General features: G+C 63.8%; 17 protein-coding genes and 1 pseudogene. 10 read left to right on the forward strand and 8 right to left on the reverse strand.

The window, feature by feature from the left end; translation table 11 throughout:
• Window positions 1-45: 45 nt before the first annotated feature.
• Window positions 46-1,012, forward strand: a pseudogene (locus ACSF9G_RS06355) (IS481 family transposase).
• Between the two features lie 534 nt (window positions 1,013-1,546).
• Here ACSF9G_RS06355 and ACSF9G_RS06360 read toward each other — a convergent pair.
• The 5 genes from ACSF9G_RS06360 to ACSF9G_RS06380 all read right to left on the reverse strand — a co-directional run bounded on the left by ACSF9G_RS06360 (window position 1,547) and on the right by ACSF9G_RS06380 (window position 6,351).
• Window positions 1,547-1,807 (reverse strand): hypothetical protein, encoded by a 261-nt coding sequence (locus ACSF9G_RS06360; RefSeq protein ID WP_436639586.1) that lies wholly within the window; start codon window positions 1,805-1,807, stop codon window positions 1,547-1,549.
• A 144-nt stretch (window positions 1,808-1,951) separates the two neighbouring features.
• Window positions 1,952-3,175: a CaiB/BaiF CoA transferase family protein gene (locus ACSF9G_RS06365; protein WP_436639588.1), complete on the reverse strand. Its 1,224-nt coding sequence runs from the start codon at window positions 3,173-3,175 to the stop codon at window positions 1,952-1,954.
• A 22-nt stretch (window positions 3,176-3,197) separates the two neighbouring features.
• Window positions 3,198-4,151, reverse strand: coding sequence for an agmatinase (gene speB / locus ACSF9G_RS06370; RefSeq protein WP_436639590.1), 954 nt, complete (start codon window positions 4,149-4,151; stop codon window positions 3,198-3,200).
• Window positions 4,152-4,159: 8 nt separating this feature from the next.
• The gene (locus ACSF9G_RS06375; RefSeq protein WP_436639592.1) at window positions 4,160-5,527 is read right to left on the reverse strand and encodes an aspartate aminotransferase family protein; all 1,368 of its coding nucleotides are present in this window, start codon (window positions 5,525-5,527) and stop codon (window positions 4,160-4,162) included.
• 44 nt (window positions 5,528-5,571) lie between these two features.
• Window positions 5,572-6,351 (reverse strand): enoyl-CoA hydratase-related protein, encoded by a 780-nt coding sequence (locus tag ACSF9G_RS06380; protein WP_436639594.1) that lies wholly within the window; start codon window positions 6,349-6,351, stop codon window positions 5,572-5,574.
• A 157-nt stretch (window positions 6,352-6,508) separates the two neighbouring features.
• Here ACSF9G_RS06380 and ACSF9G_RS06385 point away from each other — a divergent pair, with 157 nt between their 5' ends.
• The 6 genes from ACSF9G_RS06385 to ACSF9G_RS06410 all read left to right on the forward strand — a co-directional run bounded on the left by ACSF9G_RS06385 (window position 6,509) and on the right by ACSF9G_RS06410 (window position 13,327).
• Window positions 6,509-7,192, forward strand: coding sequence for a FadR/GntR family transcriptional regulator (locus ACSF9G_RS06385; protein WP_436639596.1), 684 nt, complete (start codon window positions 6,509-6,511; stop codon window positions 7,190-7,192).
• 127 nt (window positions 7,193-7,319) lie between these two features.
• Entirely contained in the window at window positions 7,320-8,273 is a 954-nt protein-coding gene (locus ACSF9G_RS06390) for a tripartite tricarboxylate transporter substrate binding protein (RefSeq protein ID WP_436639598.1), read from the forward strand.
• A 25-nt stretch (window positions 8,274-8,298) separates the two neighbouring features.
• Entirely contained in the window at window positions 8,299-8,823 is a 525-nt protein-coding gene (locus ACSF9G_RS06395; RefSeq protein WP_436639600.1) for a tripartite tricarboxylate transporter TctB family protein, read from the forward strand.
• Window positions 8,824-8,832: 9 nt separating this feature from the next.
• Window positions 8,833-10,332 (forward strand): tripartite tricarboxylate transporter permease, encoded by a 1,500-nt coding sequence (locus tag ACSF9G_RS06400; RefSeq protein WP_436639602.1) that lies wholly within the window; start codon window positions 8,833-8,835, stop codon window positions 10,330-10,332.
• Window positions 10,333-11,159: 827 nt separating this feature from the next.
• Complete coding sequence (locus ACSF9G_RS06405; RefSeq protein ID WP_436639604.1) at window positions 11,160-12,587, forward strand: FAD-binding oxidoreductase; 1,428 nt, start codon at window positions 11,160-11,162, stop codon at window positions 12,585-12,587.
• Complete coding sequence (locus ACSF9G_RS06410) at window positions 12,545-13,327, forward strand: FadR/GntR family transcriptional regulator (protein ID WP_436639606.1); 783 nt, start codon at window positions 12,545-12,547, stop codon at window positions 13,325-13,327. Before ACSF9G_RS06405 ends, ACSF9G_RS06410 begins: the two co-directional genes overlap by 43 nt.
• A gap of 420 nt (window positions 13,328-13,747) precedes the next feature.
• Here the strand turns inward: ACSF9G_RS06410 and ACSF9G_RS06415 are convergent, their stop codons facing one another.
• Entirely contained in the window at window positions 13,748-14,977 is a 1,230-nt protein-coding gene (locus ACSF9G_RS06415) for an NAD-dependent succinate-semialdehyde dehydrogenase (RefSeq protein ID WP_436639608.1), read from the reverse strand.
• A 47-nt stretch (window positions 14,978-15,024) separates the two neighbouring features.
• Between ACSF9G_RS06415 and larE the strand changes: the two genes are divergently transcribed.
• Window positions 15,025-15,669, forward strand: coding sequence for an ATP-dependent sacrificial sulfur transferase LarE (larE, locus tag ACSF9G_RS06420; RefSeq protein WP_436639610.1), 645 nt, complete (start codon window positions 15,025-15,027; stop codon window positions 15,667-15,669).
• Between the two features lie 48 nt (window positions 15,670-15,717).
• Window positions 15,718-15,891: a HupE/UreJ family protein gene (locus ACSF9G_RS06425; RefSeq protein WP_436639612.1), complete on the forward strand. Its 174-nt coding sequence runs from the start codon at window positions 15,718-15,720 to the stop codon at window positions 15,889-15,891.
• Here ACSF9G_RS06425 and ACSF9G_RS06430 read toward each other — a convergent pair whose 3' ends face one another.
• A complete protein-coding gene (locus tag ACSF9G_RS06430; RefSeq protein WP_436639614.1) occupies window positions 15,892-16,380 on the reverse strand; it encodes a glutathione S-transferase N-terminal domain-containing protein in 489 nt (162 codons plus the stop codon).
• Entirely contained in the window at window positions 16,377-17,732 is a 1,356-nt protein-coding gene (gene hmgA / locus ACSF9G_RS06435; RefSeq protein ID WP_436639616.1) for a homogentisate 1,2-dioxygenase, read from the reverse strand. Before hmgA ends, ACSF9G_RS06430 begins: the two co-directional genes overlap by 4 nt.
• Window positions 17,733-17,855: 123 nt before the next feature.
• Between hmgA and ACSF9G_RS06440 the strand changes: the two genes are divergently transcribed.
• Window positions 17,856-18,242, forward strand: coding sequence for a MarR family winged helix-turn-helix transcriptional regulator (locus ACSF9G_RS06440; RefSeq protein ID WP_436639687.1), 387 nt, complete (start codon window positions 17,856-17,858; stop codon window positions 18,240-18,242).
• Window positions 18,243-18,585: the final 343 nt, after the last annotated feature.

Here is an 18,585-nt window from a genome sequence, read left to right on the forward strand (position 1 = left end):
GAACTTTAATGGTGCATTGTTTTCTCGCGAATGGAAGGATGCGCTATGGGCCAAGTTCTACATGGGGGCGCCACGACGACAGAGGCGGTCCGTCGGAGCGATACAACATAGTCAAGAGAGCCTGAGAACACTGGCCAAGCGCTACGGCATCAACCAAAAGACCGTGGCGAAGTGGAAGATACGCACGTCGGTCGCCGATCTGCCGACCGGGCCGAAGGATGCTCATTCCACGGTGCTGTCGCTGGAAGAGGAGGCGATCATTGTCGCCTTTCGCAAGCATACGCTGCTGCCGCTGGACGACTGCCTCTATGCGCTGCAGCCGACCATTGCGCATCTGACGCGGTCCTCATTGCACCGCTGCCTGCAACGCCACGGCATCTCGCGCTTGCCAGACGTGGAGGGCGAAAAACAGCCGAAGAAGAAGTTCAAGAGCTACCCGATCGGCTACTTCCACATCGACATCGCCGAGGTCCGAACCGCGGAGGGGAAGCTCTACCTGTTCGTGGCTATTGATCGCACGAGTAAGTTCGCCTTCGTTGGGTTGGTGGAGAAGGCCAACCGCGTCACTGCGTCGGCCTTCCTCGTCGCCCTGATAGCGGCCGTACCCTACAAGATCCACACGATCCTGACCGACAACGGCATCCAGTTCCGCTACGCGCCGCGCTATGCGAACGGTCCGACCGCCCGCTACATGACCCACATGTTCGACATGCGCTGCCGGGAAAACGGCATCGAGCATCGCCTCACCAAAATCAACCATCCCTGGACGAACGGTCAGGTCGAGCGCATGAACCGCACGATCAAGAATGCAACCGTCAAGCGCTACCACTACGACAGTCACGATCAGCTTCGAAAGCACCTCAACGACTTTGTCAGCGCCTACAATTTCGGGCGGCGACTGAAGACCCTCAAGCGCCTCACGCCATACGAATACATCTGCAAGATCTGGACAAAAGAACCAGAGAGATTCACTCGCGATCCAATCCATCAAATGCCGGGACTGAACACCTAGTCGCCGTCACGACTTCCCTGATCTCCAGAATAAATTCGCTCTTCGCCCTCAAAGTATCCCCCGTTCCAATGAGCAGGGGATTTTCCGCCAACGCATTGATATTCCGCGAGAAATGGCGAGCAGAAAAGCCGCCCCCGGCGCCTGAATCGAGGCAAGTTCCCTGTATTTTCCGTGTAGTTCAGCGAAAAGTCGGCAGAGACAGGTTCGCGCCAGACTGCGAGCTACACCACCCAGACGGTCTGACCGCGAGCCACCTTCGGCCGCTTCGGAATTGCCTCGGTGTTTCCGCGCCTTGCCAGACAAGCGCGCCCTGTCGCGCGCGCCTCTCCGCGCTGTCCGAGGCCATGCCGGCGCGAATGTCCGGCTCTTTCTCTGGTGGCCCGTTTCCGCGACATGCTCGCCGATGTGCACATGCCTGATCCGCAGCTGTGCGGCCGCCGTGCGGGCAACGCATCTCGAAAACGAAAGACGGAACAACGGATCCGCCAGAACCGTTGTGAGTCGCGTTGGTTCATGCTGACTGTGATATCCAGGTCAGCCAGGAAGAACCGAACGCTGTTCGTTCCAGTCAAGAGTAAGCGGGCGGTAGGCCTTCAGCCGCTCCGGCGTCCGCGTGACCGGCTGGCTGCCGGTCAGGATCATCTCGACGATGTCCGGTGCAAGGAAGGCAAGGCGGATTTGCCGGCTGAGCTGCGAGACCTGTCGCCCCTCCCTGGCCGCGATCTCCGCGATGGTCGTCCCACCTCCGGCCAAAAGGCCAAAAGTGTTACCCATGTGTCCGGTACGAAACGTCACCTATGACTCGGATCGCTCACAACGCGTTGGCGAACCGTTCGCAGCGCCGTCTTGCGCAGGCGCAGGCGGGATGGTGGGCCACGGGGAGCGGCGCGCCGGGTTGGATGCGGGTTCCGGTTGACCGCCGCAGCGGGTCCGGCGCGCTCAGGCGCCGGGCTGGATGGCACCCTCGGCGGCGAACCCGTCGATCTCCGCGTCGGCATAGCCGTATTCCTTCAGCACCTCGCGGCTGTGCTGGCCGAATACGGGGGCGGCACGCCAGACGCCGGCCGGCGTCTCGTCGAACTTCACCGGAAAGCCGATCGTCTTGACGGTGCCGCGCCGCAGGTGATCGCACTCCGTCACCATGCCGCGCGACAGGGTCTGGGCGTCGCGGTGCATCTCGTCGACCGACATGATCGGTCCGGCGGGTACGCCGGCGGCGTCGAGGACGGCCATCCACACGGCGGTGGTGCGCTGCGACAGCCGCGCGTTGAGCTCCTGTTCGAGCGCGTCGACATTGGCCATCCGGGCGCCGTTGTCATAGAAACGGGGATCCGTTCCAAGCTCCTCGGCGTCGAGCGCGGCGACCAGGCGGCGCCAGTTGGATTCGTTCGCCCCGCCGATGTTGATCCAGCCGTCCGCCGTCCGGTAGGCCTGATAGGGCGCGTTGAGCGGATGGCGGGATCCGAGCGCGCCCGGACTGTCGCCGGTGGCAAAGCTGATGGCGGAGTGCCAGTAGCTGAAGGTGATGCCTGCCTCAAACAACGAGGTGTCAACCATCTGCCCCCTGCCGGTGGCGTTGCGGTTGTGAAGGGCTGCGCAGACACCCATGGCGGCGAGGATGCCGGCGGTGATGTCGGTCACCGGCGCGCCCATCTTGACCGGCGGCCGGCCGTCGCCTTCGCCGGTGAAACTCATGATGCCGCTCATGCCCTGGGCAACCAGGTCGAAGCCGCCCCGCGTCGCGTAGGGACCGGTCCGGCCGAAGCCCGACACCGCGCAATAGACCAGCCGCGGATAGGTTTCGTGCAGCGTCTCGTAGGGAAAGCCGAGCTTGGCCATAGTGTCGTGGCGGTAGTTCTCGATTAGCACGTCGGCTTTTTCGAGTAGCCGCCGCAAGACCGCCTTGCCCGACTCGGTCTTCAGATCGAGCGCCAGGCCACGCTTGTTGCGGTTCATCATCATGAAGGCGAACGAATCGTCGTCTTCCGAAGAATCCGAGGTCACCCGGTCGCGGCGGGTGTCATCGCCGCCGGGCAACCGCTCGATTTTGATGACGTCGGCGCCCATGTCGGCTAGCATCCGGCCGCATGTCGGGCCGGCCATGACATGGGCCAGTTCGAGAACCACGATACCTTGCAGCGGCCCCTTGCGCGCGTCGTCCATAGTTGCCTCCTGAATTGTACGATCAGTCGCGATAGTGCACGCCCGGCAGGACGCACAGCATCTCGAACAGGAAATTAGCCGCGGTCAGCGCGGTGTTGCCCGACGGATCGTAGGGCGGCGATACCTCGACGAGGTCGGCACCGACCAGATCGAGGCCGCGGCAGCCGCGGATGATCTCAAGCGCCTGCTGCGGCAGCAGGCCGCCGGGCTCCGGCGTGCCCGTGCCCGGCGCGAAGCCGGGATCGAGCGAATCGATGTCGAAGGTCATGTAGACCGGAGCGGTTCCCACCCGTTTGCGCACTTCCTCCATCAGGGGGCCAAGCGAGCGATACCAGCAGTCCTCGGCAGGAACGACGCGGAAGCCCTGCCGCCGCGGCCAGTCGAAATCGTCCGCGGCGTAGCCGGTGCCGCGCAGGCCGATCTGCACGCTACGGCCCGGATCGACCAAGCCCTCCTCGACGGCGCGCCGTATTGGCGTGCCGTGGGCGATCGTCTCGCCCGACATCGTGTCGTTGACGTCGGCGTGGGCGTCGACGTGGATCAGCGCCACCTTGCCGTGCCGGCCGTGGATCGCGCGCAATACGGGCAGCACCAGCGTATGGTCGCCGCCCATGCCGAGCGGCCGCACACCCTTGCCCAGCAGGTCGGCATAGACGGTCTCGATGATCCGCACGCTGTCCTTGAGGTCGTACGGATTGGTCGGAATGTCGCCGACGTCGGCGACCGACAGCGAATCGAAGGGGGCGGCCCGCGTCGCCATGTTGTAGGGCCGGATCAGCACCGATTCGGTGCGAATCTGGCGGGCGCCGAAGCGCGTGCCCGAGCGGTTGCCGGTGCCGATGTCCAGCGGGATGCCGACGAAGCAGGCGTCAAGACCCGTTGCATCGTCGACGTGGGGAAGCCGCATCATGGTGGCGATGCCGCCGAAGCGCGGCATGTCGTTGCCGCTCAGCGGCTGATGAAGTGTCCGGTCCATTGCCGGGCTCACGCTGCCGCCTGGGTCGCTTCGACCTGCGCCAGAGCACGATCGAACCGGGCGAACATGTCGGCGATCTCGCCGGCCTCGATGATCAGCGGCGGACAGAACGCGATTACGTCGCCGATCGCACGGATGATCAGACCCTCGCGGTGACAGGCTTCGGCGACTGCCAGGCCGGTCGCGCCGGGCTGGGCGAACGCCGCTTTGGTGGCCTTGTCGGCGACCAGCTCGACGGCGCCGATAAGGCCGGCGCCGCGCGTCTCGCCGACCAGCGGCCGGTCGGCAAATCCGTGCAGGGCGTCGAGGAACGGTGCGCTCATCGCGGCGGCATGGCCGACGAGGTCGCGCTCCTCGATGATGTTCAGGTTTTCCAGTCCGACCGCAGTGGCGACCGGATGGCCGCTGCCGGTGAAGCCGTGGCCGAAGGTGCCCACCTCGGCGGATCCGTCGGCGACCGCCTCGTAGATTTCGTCGCTGATCAGCACCGCGGCCAGCGGCGCGTAGGACGACGTGATCTGCTTCGACAGCACCATCACGTCGGGATCGATGCCGTAGGTCTCGCAGGCGAACATCCGCCCCGTCCGACCGAAGCCGTTGATGACCTCGTCGGCGATAAGCCAGACATCGTGCTTGCGCAGCACCGCCTGGATCTTCTCCCAGTAGGTGCGCGGCGGGACGATGACGCCGCCTGCCCCCATAAGCGGCTCGCCGATGAAGGCGGCGACCGTGTCGGGTCCCTCGCGCACGATCGTCTCGTCGAGTTCTTCGGCAAGGCGGGTCGCGAAGTCCTCCTGGCTCTCACCGGGTTCGGCGCCGCGGTAGTGATGCGGACAGGAGACATGGAGGAAACCAGGCAGCGGCAGGTCGAACAGCCGGTGGTTGGGCGCCAGACCGGTCAGGCTGGCCGCCGCGATGGTGATGCCATGATAGGCCCTGTGCCGCGAGATGATCTTTTTCTTCTCCGGCCGGCCGCGGGCGTTGTTGGCGTACCAGATCAGTTTGATCGCGGTGTCGTTGGCCTCGGAGCCGGAGTTGGTGAAGAACACCTTCGTCAGCCGCTCCGGCGAGATACCGACCAGCCGCTCCGACAGATCGATCACGGCGGGGTGCGATTTGTGGGCGAAGGAATGATAATAGGGCAGCTTGCGAAGCTGCGCGTCGGCGACGCGCGCCAGCCGTTCCTCGCCAAATCCGACGGCGACGCTCCACAGGCCGGCCAGCCCCTCGATGTATTCCTGGCCCTGGTCGTCGACCACGTAGATGCCGTGCCCGCGCTCGATCACCATCGGCCCGATCTGTTCGTGGCGGCGGGCGTTGGTGGCGGGATGGAGATGGTAGGCGATGTCGCGCGCGGCGGCGGAATTGGGCTTCATGGCCGTTTCTTTCCTTGCGAACCCTGCTGGGGAGTGTCGGAGCGTCAGCGTCCGACGAACCGCGGCGTCTTCTTTTCGGCGAAGGCGGCGCGGCCGATTCGATAGTCCTCGGTATCGAAGCAGTCGAACGCTTCGTTCAGCTCGGCCTCGGACAGCGGGCCGGGCTCGGCGAGCCGGCGCACGAAGCGCTTGTGCCACCGGTTGACCAGCGGCGCGGCTTCGGCGATGCGTCCGGCCGTCGCCATTGCGTCGGCCTCGACGTCGCCGTCTGCGACGCAGCGCGTCACGAGTCCGATCCGCTCGGCCTCGCCGGCGTCGATGATGCGGCCCTCCAGGAGCAGCTCGAGCGTGCGCCGGCGGCCGATCAGCTCGACCAGCATGCCGAGCTCGTCGTAGTCGACGGTCAGGCCGAGCCTGTTGATGGGAATGCCGAACCGGCTGCTGCGCCCGCAGATGCGGATGTCGCACATGCTGGCGATCTCCATGCCGCCGCCGACGCAGACGCCGCGAATCAGGGCGACTGTGGGATGGCGGCAGGCGCCGACCTTGAAGACGCCGGCATTGGTGCGCCCGGCGTAGTCTTGCGCCTGCGCGCGGCCTTCCCGCTCGCCGCCGAATTCGGTGATGTCGCTGCCGGGGCAGAACGCACGCTCGCCGGCCCCGCGCAGCACCACGCAGCGCACCGAATCGTCGACGGAAACCGTGTCCATGATCGCCCCCAGGCGATCATACATGGCGGTCGTCATGGCGTTCAGCTTGTCAGGCTGCGAGAGGGTGACGATAGCAATGCCCCCGTCGCGTTCCAGTAGCACGTCGCCGGCCATGTTCCCTCCGTGATGCGTGGCGTCCGACTTGTCGGATGATCGTGGCGCGCACTATAATCACGCTAAATGTTGTCTGACAACTCCCCCGATCCGGCGGGACAATCTGCGAAGGGACGAGTTTTCGGTGACTCACAGACAGCGTGCGGCGGCGCCGGACATGATTGCGGGAACCCTGCGTGAGGAAATCGCCGGGGGCGCCTATGCGGAGGGCCAGCGGCTGCCCACGGAACGCGAGCTGTGCAGCCGGTTCGGCGCCAGCCGGGCGACCGTCCGCGACGCCATCTCGAAGCTGAAGCACGACGGCATCCTAGTCAGCCGCCGCGGCGCCGGACTGTTCATCGTCGGATCGGGCAACGGCCACGCGTTCCGCATCCCCCCCGACGCCGCTGACAGCCGCGAAGAGCAGGCACAGATCTTCGAACTTCGCATGGTCATAGAGACGGCTGGCGCCGCGATGGCGGCAGACCGCTGGAATGATAGCGATATCAAAGCGATAGAAGACGCCGTGCAGAGCATGGAGGCGGCCCTGACCGACCGCGAGGCGGCGATCCAGGCCGACACCGCTTTCCATCGCGCCATCGCCCAAGCGACCGGCAACCGCTACTTCACCGATTTCGCGCGGCTGCTCGAGACCAGCCTGCGCAACAATGTCGAGCTGTCCTATCCGCCCGCCTCGCAGGACGAATCGGTGCTGGCCAAGAACTACATGGAACACATCGCCATCTACCGCGCGATCCGCGCCCGCGATCCCGACCGCGCCCGCGCGGCGATGCTCGTCCACCTGACCACGGCGGCCGAGGATTCCGGGCTGCTGCCCGCCCCGAAAGGTCGCTCGAACTAAAATCCACACACCGTCGACAGCAAATATTTGTCAGACAAATTTTGTCCAGCTAGTATGCTCCGGCCGCATCGCAAGTCGCGTACGGCAACCTAGAAAATGACCGATAATGGCAAGCTTGGAGGGAACGATGTTCCATAGAGTAGGAACGATTGCCGCCGCCATCGTGGCAGGCGGCGCGGTAATGGCGGCACCCCTGCCCGGGCACGCCGCCGACTATCCGTGCGACGGCGTCGAATGGATCGTCGGCTGGGGTGCCGGCGGCGGCAGCGACACTTTCGCCCGCAGCATGGCACCGGGCGTCGGCGACGCGCTGGGCGTGCCGGTCACGGTGATCAACATGCCGGGCGCCTCGTCCATCACCGCGATGGAAGAAGTGCTGGCGCGCGACGCAGACGGCTGCACGCTGTTCAGCATCACGCCGGATCAGCTGACCAACGAGATCACCGGCCTGACTGACCTATCCCACACCGACCTGGCGCCGGTGATGCGCGCCCATGTCGACATCGGCATGCTCTACGGCGCCGAGGGCGGCGACATCGGCTCGTGGGACGACGTCGCCTCGGCCGACAAGGAACTGCTGGTCGGCGGAACCGGCGCGGCGAGCTTCGACGAGATCGTCGTCTCGGTCATCCTCGACTCGGCTGGCGTCGGCTATCGCTATATCCCCTACGAAAACGCATCCGACATGCACGCCGACCTGATCGGCGGCCGCCTCGACATAATCTACGACGAGGTCAGCGTGATGGCACCGATGATCGAGGCCGGACAGGTCAAGCCGCTACTGGCGTTGGCCGACGCGCCGCTCGAGGCCTACGCGGACGTCCCGGCCGCCGGCGGCAAGGGCTATGACGTTCCGCCATCGCTGTGGCGCGGCGTCTCCGTCAAGGCCGGCACCGACGAAGCCGCCGTTTCGCAACTCGAGGCCGCCTTCATGGCGGCGGCCGACACGCCGGCCTACCAGGAGTTTGAGGCCGGCCGGATGCTCAACCTGTATCCGGGTCGTCAGGGCGCCGCCGACTTCAGCGCGACGCTGGCGAAGGAGCACGACGCCTACAAGAGCGTGATCGGCTCCAAGAACTGATCACATTCAGCGGGAGGGGCCGATTATGGCGGATACCGACGAGCAACCGCGCGCGCGCGCGCCAATGTTCACTGAATTGGCTCTGCCGGTCGCGCTGATCGGCCTCTCCCTTTACCTCTGGACCCTGGCGGATCGGTTCACCGGCGGCGCGAAACGCTACGAGGCGATCGGGCCGGACTTCTTTCCCAAACTGCTCCTCGCGATGATGATCGCGCTGTGCACCGCGCAGGTCGTCTCTTCGGTTATCGGACGGTCGCGGACATCCGGCGGCGGCGAAGCGCTGCCGGTCTACTGGGCCGACCTGGCGATTGCGGTCGGCGCGACGGCCGCTTATGTCGCCATCTTGCCGCGCATGGGTTTCCTGCTGGCGACGCCGCTGTTCCAGTTCGCCCTGCTGTTCTTCGTCTTCCGGGTGCGGCAACTGCGTGTGCTGCTCGTTGCGCCGCCGGCCCTGACGATCGGCCTGGCGCTGCTGTTCGTCGGCGTGATGAACGCGCCGCTGCCGCGCGGCCGCGGGGTTTTCGGCGCCTTTAGTCACATCTTCTACTAGGACCGCACCATGGAAATCCTTCAGGGGCTGCTGCTGGTCCTGACACCGGACGTGTTGCCCTTCCTGCTGCTCGGCGTGGCGGTGGGAATGCTGTTCGGCGCCCTGCCCGGCCTCGACGCGACGACCGGCGTGGCGCTGCTGTTGCCGATCACCTACGCGATGGACCCGGCCCCGGCGCTGATCTTCTTCAGCGCGCTCTACGTCGCCGGGGTCTTCGCCGGCTCGATCACCGCCATCCTGTTCCGCGTGCCGGGCTCCTCGGAAGCCATCATGACGGCGATCGAGGGCCACGAATTCACCCGCAGGGGCGAGGCGCGCAAGGCCCTGGCCACCGCCGTCTACAGTTCGGCGATCGGCGGGTTGCTGGCATCGCTGGCGCTGTTCTCGTTCACGCCTTTCCTGGCCTCGATCGCCTTGAAATTCGGACCGGCGGAGTATTTCGCGCTGGCCATGCTGGGGCTGAGCTGCATCGCCGCGATCACGTCGGGCAATCCGGTCAAGGGCGCCATCGCGGCTCTGATCGGCCTGATCATCGCCACGGTGGGGATCGACGAGATCACCGGCAGCAAGCGTTTCGATTTCGGCGTCTCCTCGCTCTTGTCCGGCGTGCCGTTCGTTCCCGCAATTATCGGCCTGTTCGCGGCTTCGGAGGTCTACCGGCGGATATCGATGCGCGACCTCGATCTCGTCAGCCAACCGATCGGCAAGCCCGGCGACATCCGCGAGGCGGCGGCGCGACTGCGCCTTGCCGAGTTCCTCAAGCTGAAATGGACGGTGCTGCGCTCGTCGATCCTGGGGCTCGGCGTCGGCATCCTGCCCGGCGCCGGCGCCACAACTGCCGCGATCCTCAGCTACACCACCGAGGTGCGGCTGTCGAAACATCCCGAACAGTTCGGCACCGGCAAACTGGAAGGCATCGCCGCGCCCGAATCTGCGAACAACGCGGCGACGGTCGGCGCCATGATCCCGCTCCTGTCGCTCGGCATTCCCGGCAGCGGCACCACGGCGGTGTTGATGGGGGCGTTCCTGGTCCACAACCTGCAGCCCGGACCGTTCCTGTTCATTCACGAGCGTCCGCTGGTCTACGGCCTGTTTTCGGGCATCGCGCTGAGCAACCTGCTGATCCTGGCGATGGCGTTCATCTTCATCCGGTTGTTCAACCGCATGACGCACGTGCCCTACCCGCTCTTGGCCACGGGCATCCTGTCGATCGCGGTGGCCGGATCGCTGGCCTACGGCGACGCCACGGCCGCCGCCATCATGCTGGTGTTCGCGCTGCTCGGCCTGGTCATGGAAGCCGGCCGCTATCCGCTGGCCCCGGTGGTGCTCGGCCTGGTGCTCGGTCCGATCGTGGAGACCTCCCTGCGGCGGGCTCTCCTGATGTCGGACTTCGACCCCTCAGCCCTGGTTGCAACGCCGATCGCCGCGGGCCTGCTGTTGCTTGCCGCGGTATTTTTCTTCGGTCCGATCCTGACTGCCCTGTGGCGTCGTGCCGCCGGCAGGGACTGACGTCGCCGCTGCGGGTCGGGGTCGCGACGGGCGTCCCGTCGGCACCGAGCATCAGGCCCCCGCAACCCAGACCAAGATAGAAGTCGGCAATCGTGTCGGAATCGTCGCTGCCTGTGAGCTTGACGGCGTCGCCACGACCCGGCAGGGCGATGTCGCAGTCGGCCACGGCGACATGGATCACCGCGCCACCGCGTCCCGCTTGAACGGGTCGCTGAAATTGCCGGTCCCCATCATGGCCTCCTAGCCTCAAAATCAGGGACGAAGGCGTCCACAGATCTAGGGGCTATTCAAAAGGGTCACGGCGCCCGCTTCCGACGGGGACGCCAGCACGCGCGCCGCCTCCATGAGCGAGGGGACCAGCTGTTCGGGACGCGTGATCTTGCCAAAGAAAACCGACACCGAACGCAACCCATCCGCCACCGACAGGTCGAGCTGCGGTGACTATGCTGCTGAAGGACAACACCCTGCCTGCGGGTTCCGTAATGATCGGACGTAAGCAGCAGAACCGGCAGGCGCCCGCCGGTAGCGCTGGTCGCACCCGTGTACATGTTCGCCGTGCCCGAAAATGCCGCATGCACCGCCGATTAACGGCCGCTCGACGCCATCCCGCCCCGTCCGCTGCGCCGCCAGGAACCGGGCAACCGCCTAGCCGACCGTCAGCTTGATCCCCTCACTCAAGCCCGCCCACTTATGCCGATCCCCGCCCACCGAAAATTATTGGACACGCGATCCCGGTTATCCGCCTATCATATTGCAATACTCATAATATGTAATTTATCATACAAATATTGTAACGATTTTCCAATAATTCCGGGCAGATAGGAACAATGCAAGAGTCAGGTGAGTTCATTAACGCCCTAACGCGCGCGTTCGCCCCAGCGGCTTACATAGCGGGCGATGACGAGCGCCGGCCCTTTGAAATCGATTGGCGCGGATTGATCGACCAGCCCGCCGTGGCCGTCCTTCTTCCCGGCTCCACCGCTGAAGTGGCGGACATGGTGAAGCTGTGCCGTGAGCACAGCGTGGCGATTGTTCCTCAGGGAGGCAGAACCGGCCTGGTCGCAGGCGCCGTGCCCATCGAAGGACGCCCGCAGGCCATCATCAATGTCCGCCGGATGAACAAGATCCGCAGCGTCGACCCGATCAACAATACCGCCGAAATGGAAAGCGGCGTCGTCCTCCAGACCGCGCAGGACGCCGCGGCCAGTATCGACCGGCTGTTCCCCCTCAGCCTCGCTGCGGAGGGCTCCTGCCATGTCGGCGGGACGATCGCGACCAATGCGGGCGGCGTTCAGGCACTCTCCTACGGGTCGATGCGCCAGCAGGTTCTCGGCCTGGAAGTGGTTCTGCCCGACGGTCGGATCTGGAATGGGCTCCGCAGCCTGCGAAAGGAAAACATCGGGCTCGACCTGAAGCAGTTGTTCATCGGCTCGGAGGGGCTGTTCGGCATTATCACGGCAGCCACGATCCGCCTTCTGCCGCGCCCGAAGAAAACGCTGACGATGCTGGCAGCCGTGGAATCAGCGGAGTTCGCACTGGAGACGTTCGTCCGGGTCAAGAACCTGTGCGGATCGGACCTTATTTCGTGCGAATACTTCACGTCGAACGGGCTCGGCATGGTGCTTGAGCACGTGCCGGACGCCAAACCGCCGTTCAAGGAATCCTTTAGGGCCTATGTCCTGCTGGAAGTCGCCTCTCTCGACGGCTCGGCGGACCTTCTATCCGGGTTGGAACCCACTCTGGAAGTCTTGCTGAGCGAGGAGATCGTTCACGATATGGTCGTTGCCCAGAGCGAGGATCAGCGGCTATCGCTTTGGACTCTGCGCGAAGGAATTTCCGAAGCGGAGAAGGCAAACGGCGGGGCATTGAAGCACGATATCGCCGTTCCGATTTCACGAATCCCCGATGTCATCGATAAGATTGACCGGGAAATAGTCCAAATCGTCCCCGGCTGCACAATCAACATTTTCGGCCATCTAGGCGACGGCAACCTTCACGTCAACATTATGCCCCCAAAGGGCACAGCGTTATCGGAGTTATATTCTCGCGGAAGAAGCGTAACCTCGCGCGTTGAACGCATTGCGATCGAAGCCGGAGGAACTTTCAGCGCCGAACACGGTATCGGGCAGCTCAGAGTCGCCTCGCTTGAACAGCATCACGCGACCGTCGAACTCGAGCTTATGCGGACCATCAAGAAAGCGATCGATCCCACATGGATGATGAACCCCGGAAAAGTCGTAAGGCACGACGGCTAGGCACGCATGCGGCGCCGGTAAAAGTCCGCGCCCGCCCGATCGTTCGCCCGGTTCGGCTATCGGACCAGGTCATCGACTCCTTGCGCAAGGACATCGAGACTGGCCGAACCGCTCCCGGCTCACGCCTTCCCACGGAAAAAGAGCTGACGGAATCATTCAACGTCAGTCGCACGGTCATCCGCGAGGCGATCTCCCGGCTGCAAAGCGACGGGCTTGTTGTCGCACGGCAAGGGTCCGGCATCTTCGTCGCCGACCCCCATGAGGTCGCGCGATCGTTCCGGCTGGGATTGGACGACCCGGAGAGCAAGACGCCGATCCGCGAGGTCTATGAACTCAGGATCGGCGTGGAAAGCGAAGTCGCGGCGTTAGCGGCCGCGCGGCGTACCGAGGCAGATCTCGTTGCGCTGGAAAAATCGCTTAATGCCTTGCTCAAATCGTCGAACGACTTCGAACGCGGGGTAGAGGCGGATGTCAATTTCCATCGCCTCATCGCTCGCCTGTCGAGGAACCGCGTAATGCTTCGCTTTCAGGAGTTCCTGTCGTCCATGCTGGTCGAAACGGTCAAGATCGCGCGCGGCAACTCCGCAAGGCAATCGGGCCTCACCGAATCCGTGAACGAAGAGCACGTGAGAATTTACAAGGGAATCGTATCAGGTGATCCCGAGAAGGCCCGCAATGCCGCACGACTTCATCTCATCAATGCGCGAGACAGACTGCTGCCCAGCGAAGACCAACCCTAGTGCCAACACAGAACAGCTTCGGGGCGATTGGGCCTACTGGCCGTTAAAATACGCAGCGCTCGCCTGGCCTTCCACTTTTACAAAGCCAAGGATCGGCCGGGGCCTAACTTGATGTCGTCAAGAAAGACTCTCGGGCCTACCGTTCGTGGCGCGTCTTGAACGACCCCAGCCACACTCGCAGATGCGCATTGAGATATCGTGGCAAGCGTCGTCGGCGGGATTGATCTAAGTGCATGGACCGACGCTCGTGGGCATACAAACGCCAGCAATTCCGGGGGCAAGTTCTCGCTGTATAAAGTCGGCGATGCCTGGACACGCGAACCCTTCATGCAGCCATGCTGGATGCGGCAAGGATCTGCCTTTCGCGCTGACACCGGATATGACCACCGGATTGTCCGTTGCCACGAGTTCCCGCTCTCGTCACTCCACCCCACCAATGCAAAGATACTTTATCTCTACATATTCATCGATGCCGTGGCGGGAACCTTCAAGGCCGAGCCCCGCTTGTTTGACGCCGCCGAAGGGAGTTTCCGTCGTGCCGATGATCCCGGCATTGATGCCGACCATGCCGTACTCCAGTTGCTCCGACACGCGAAGACTGCGGGAGATATCGCGCGTGTAGAGATAGGCCGCCAGTCCGTAATCCGTATTGTTCGCCATCTCGATCGCTTCTGCCTCGGCGGAGAAGCGGATTACCGGGACGGCCGGCCCAAAAATCTCTTCCTGCGCGCATAGCATATCGTTGGTCGCATCGATCAGCACCGTCGGTTCGAAGAACAGCCCGTCCTTTCGCTTGCCGCCCAGCGCGAGCCTGGCGCCCGACGAAACCGCTTCGGCGACGTGGCGTTCAAGCCTATCTAGCGCCTGTGCGTCGATCATCGGCCCCTGCACGACACCCTCCTGGAAACCGTCGCCGACCACCCGACCGCTTACCTTCGTCACCAACTTCTCTGCGAAGGCTTCGTAGATGCCCTCCTGCGCAAAGATTCGGTTCGTGCATACGCAGGTCTGGCCCGCATTGCGGTATTTGCTCGCCACGGCTCCCTCGAAGGCCGCGTCGAGGTCCGCATCGTCGAAAACCAGGAAAGGCGCATTGCCGCCCAGCTCCAGCGGAAGCTTCTTGATGGTCGGCGCGCATTGCGCCGCGAGTATGCGCCCCACATCCGTGGAGCCCGTGAAGGACAGGTGGCGGACGGTCTTGCCGGCGCACAACGTCTTCCCGATGGCAACCGAGTGCGCTTCGTCGCCAGTGACGATGTTCAAGACACCGGCGGGGAAGCCGGCCCGCTGGGCCAGTTCGAGCAGCGCCAAGACGGTGAGCGGCGTCTGCTCGGCCGGCTTGACCACCACCGTCGAGCCCGCCGCCAAGGCAGGGGAAACCTTCCTCGTGATCATCGCCAGCGGGAAGTTCCAAGGCGTGATCGCCGCACATACGCCGACTGACTGCTTGATGGCCAGATAACGCTTGTTCTGGTCTGTCGTTGATATCACCTCGCCATAAACCCGGCGCCCCTCTTCGGCGAACCGGCGCACGAAGCTGGCGCTGAACTGCACCTCACCGCGCGCCTCGACCAGGGGCTTGCCTTGCTCCGCCGTCATGATGCGGGCCAGATCCTCAGCGTTCTCCAGGATCAGTTCGTACCAGCGCATCAACAGGTCGCCCCGAGCCAGCGCAGTCCGCTTGCGCCACTCGGGCCATGCCGCCCGAGGCAACCGCGCTGGTAGAGCGTTACGCGGAGCAGGAAGGCTGGCGACTGACCTTGGCGCGCGCGGGGGAATTCGACGACTCCAACTATCTGGCTAATCCCGTCAACCGCTGCTTCTTCTGCAAGAGCAATCTCTACGACCGTATCCGGGGACTAACGAGCCGGCGCATCGCATCCGGCGCCAATCTCGACGACCTCGGAGATTATCGACCGGGCCTGCAGGCGGCGCAGGAACGGGGCGTCGTCCATCCGCTGGTGGAAGCCGGCATCGACAAGGCAACTGTCAGGCTGCTGGCCCGATCGCACGGACTTGCCGATCTCGCCGAACTGCCGGCCCAGCCCTGCCTTGCCAGCCGCATAGAGACCGGCATCCGCATCGATGCCAACGACCTGGACTTTGTTCGGCGTGTCGAGGCGGCCGCGCGGGAGAAGGCCGGCTCCAGGATCACGGTCCGCTGTCGCATCACCCGAAGAGGCGTCGTGCTCGAACTGGCAGACGTCGAAGACCGCAACAGCGCCGAAGCGGCATGTGCCGAGGCTCGTTCGCTGACGATGGCGAGCGGCCGCAGATGGCTCGGAGAGCGCGACTATCGTCGCGGATCAGCCTTTGTTCATAACCAACGAACCAAGCAATAACCTGCGTTCAAGAGGACGGATGATGACAGGTTACCTTCAGAAGCGAGCTTGGCCGTCGTAACGCTCGCACTAACCGATCCGACCGCGTCCGCCCATACCGGCATCGGCAATACTAGCGGCTTTCTCGACGGCCTCGCCCATTCCTTTTCGGGCTCGAACCATATTCTCGCCACGACGATGATGGGTCTATTTGCATCCCTACTTGGCCGAAGGGCGTTTTGACTATTGCCTGCCTCCTTCATTATGGCCATGGCCATCGCTGCGGGCGGCGCATTGGGCATGGGCGGCCTCGCCACCCCTTTTGGGAAATTGGGTATTGCCTTTTCGGCGATCGTTCTGGGCATGTTCGTGGCCCATGGTTCCCAGCCGCGAGATGACGCGCAGGTTGTTCACCGGTTGAACGTCCGTCGCGCTGACTAACGCCGCGGCGCGCACGCTAGCCCACGCAATAGCCCCGTCCGGTAGGAGCGCGGTTTCGGGTTGGGTCTCTTCAAGCCAATCGAGGATCGCCATCGACTGCGTAAGGACCGTGCCGACGTCCAGTACCAGCGTTGGCACGCTACGGCCCGGGTTCAGCGCCGGGTAGTCGTCTGCACCCTGCTCTCCCGCGACCACGTTGACCGGGACCGCCTCGTAGGCGATCCCCTTCAGATCAAGTGCGATCCGGACGCCGTAGGACGTGGTCGATCGCCCGCAGGTGAAAAACCTCACTTGAGCCCAGGCGTACCGTCGAACTTCTTTTCGAGGCTCTCCCAGCAGTCGATGTAGTTGTCCTGCAGTGGCGCTTCCTTGCCGGCGAACTCGGTCAGATGCTGCGGGAACCGGGTCTCGAACATGAACGACATCGTGTTGTCGAGCTTGTCGGGACCGAGATTCGCGCGCGACGCGCCCTCGAAAGCATCGCGGTCCGGCCCGTGCGGCAGCATCATGTTGTGCAACGACATGCCGCCGGGTACGAAGCCCTGGGGCTTGGCGTCGTACTGTCCGTAGATGTTCCCCATCAGCTCGGACATGATGTTCTTGTGATACCAGGGCGGGCGGAAGGTGTTCTCGGCGACCAACCAGCGCTCGCGGAACAGCACGAAGTCGATATTTGCCGTTCCCGGAGAGCCCGAGGGCGCGGTCAGCACGGTAAAGATCGACGGGTCGGGGTGATCGAACAGGATCGCACCGACCGGGCAATAGGCGCGCAGGTCGTATTTGTAGGGCGCGTAGTTGCCGTGCCAGGCCACCACATCGAGCGGACTTTGCCCGATCTCGGTCCGGTGGAACTGACCGCACCATTTCACCGTCAGACCCGAAGCCGTTTCCCGGTCCTCGAAGGCCGCGACCGGCGCCTTGAAGTCGCGCGGATTGGCCATGCAGTTGGCGCCGATCGGGCCACGCCCCGGCAGCTCGAACTTCTGACCGTAATTCTCGCAGACGAAGCCGCGGCACGGCCCGTCGAGAACTTCGACCCGGTAGACCAGCCCGCGCGGGATGACAGCGATTTCCTTGGGTTCCAGGTCAATGATGCCCAGCTCCGTCGCAAAGCGCATCCGGCCTTCCTGGGGAACCACAAGAAGTTCGCTGTCCGCCGAGTAGAAATACTCGTCCACCATGGACCGGGTGACGAGATAGATGTGGCTGGCCATGCCGACCTGGGTGTTGACGTCGCCGGCCGTGGTCATGGTGCGCATGCCCGTCAGCCAGGACAGGTCCTCATTGCTGTGCGGCACCGGGTCCCAGCGGTACTGGCCGAGGCTGGTGACATCGTCCACCACGTTCGGCGCCGACTTCCAGTACGGCACATCAATGCGCTGGTATCGGTGCGAATGCTTGACCGATGGCCGGATGCGATAGCACCAGGTGCGTTCGGGCGGATTGGCTGTGAATGCGGTGCCCGAAAGCTGCTCACCGTACAGGCCATACTCGCAGCGTTGTGGCGAGTTCATGCCCTGCGGCAGGGCGCCGGGCAGCGCTTCAGTCTCGAAATCGTTGGCCCAGCCGGGCATGTAGCCTTCGGTTGTGCCCCCTGTATTGGGAGCGCGCAAAAGTCCCGAGATCCTTGTTTGCGTGTTCATGCTGGCTCCTTTCCGTTCTCAAGACGGTATTGGTTGAGTTTGCAACCAACAAGCGAAAATATGATGATAATGACAAAATCACATGATTTTCATGCGAAAGCCGTCATGCCCTGTGTGCTCGTAATGGCGGCAAAGCAGACAAGCCTTGCGTTTCACGGTCGCTACGAATCTCGCTACAGGGTGCTCCGGAACGAATGGCGCGTGCTCTTCCATCTAGGGTGCTACGGCGCCATGACGGCGCAAGAGATTTCTACCCGGGCACGCCTTCAAAAGACGAAGGTCAGCCGCGCCGTCGCCGCTCTGCATCTGCAGGAGAAGCGATACCTCGAGCGCGCGAGGAGTCCGGATGACCGACGGAAGGCGGAACTATCACTGACGAAGGCAGGACTCGTCACGTTCAATGATCTTACCCGGGAAGCTGATCGCTTCGAGACAGAGTTCATGTCCAGTTTCTCAGAGGAAGAACGTCAAATCCTTCGCCAGTGCCTGAGGAGAATAGCACACCTCTAGACTGTGCGGATGACGCGGTCTGGGATCGCATCAGGCAATCGCCCCGAAACAAGATTGACTATTTCCCGGTGACGCGGTGGCGCGCATCACCGGGCGGGACCGGCCGGCCGCGGAGGTCTCGAAGCGTCGGGACCTCCACCAGCACTCGCTCTATGCGTGGACCCGCGTTGCACGTCTGTCCAGCCTGGCGCGCCTCAAGGCCCGTACCGATAACAGGCGCCGCCCGGGCACTATGACGGCAAGCCGTCCACGGCCATCGGAACGCGCTGAGGTGACATGGCGAAAGTGGTCCGTTTCTGGTGTTAGTTTTCCGACGGATTTCCGAAGGAGGAAGTTCGAGGAT

Origin of the sequence: Microbaculum mangrovi, assembly GCF_051390635.1 — a bacterium.
Classification (GTDB): Bacteria; Pseudomonadota; Alphaproteobacteria; order Rhizobiales; family Tepidamorphaceae; genus Microbaculum.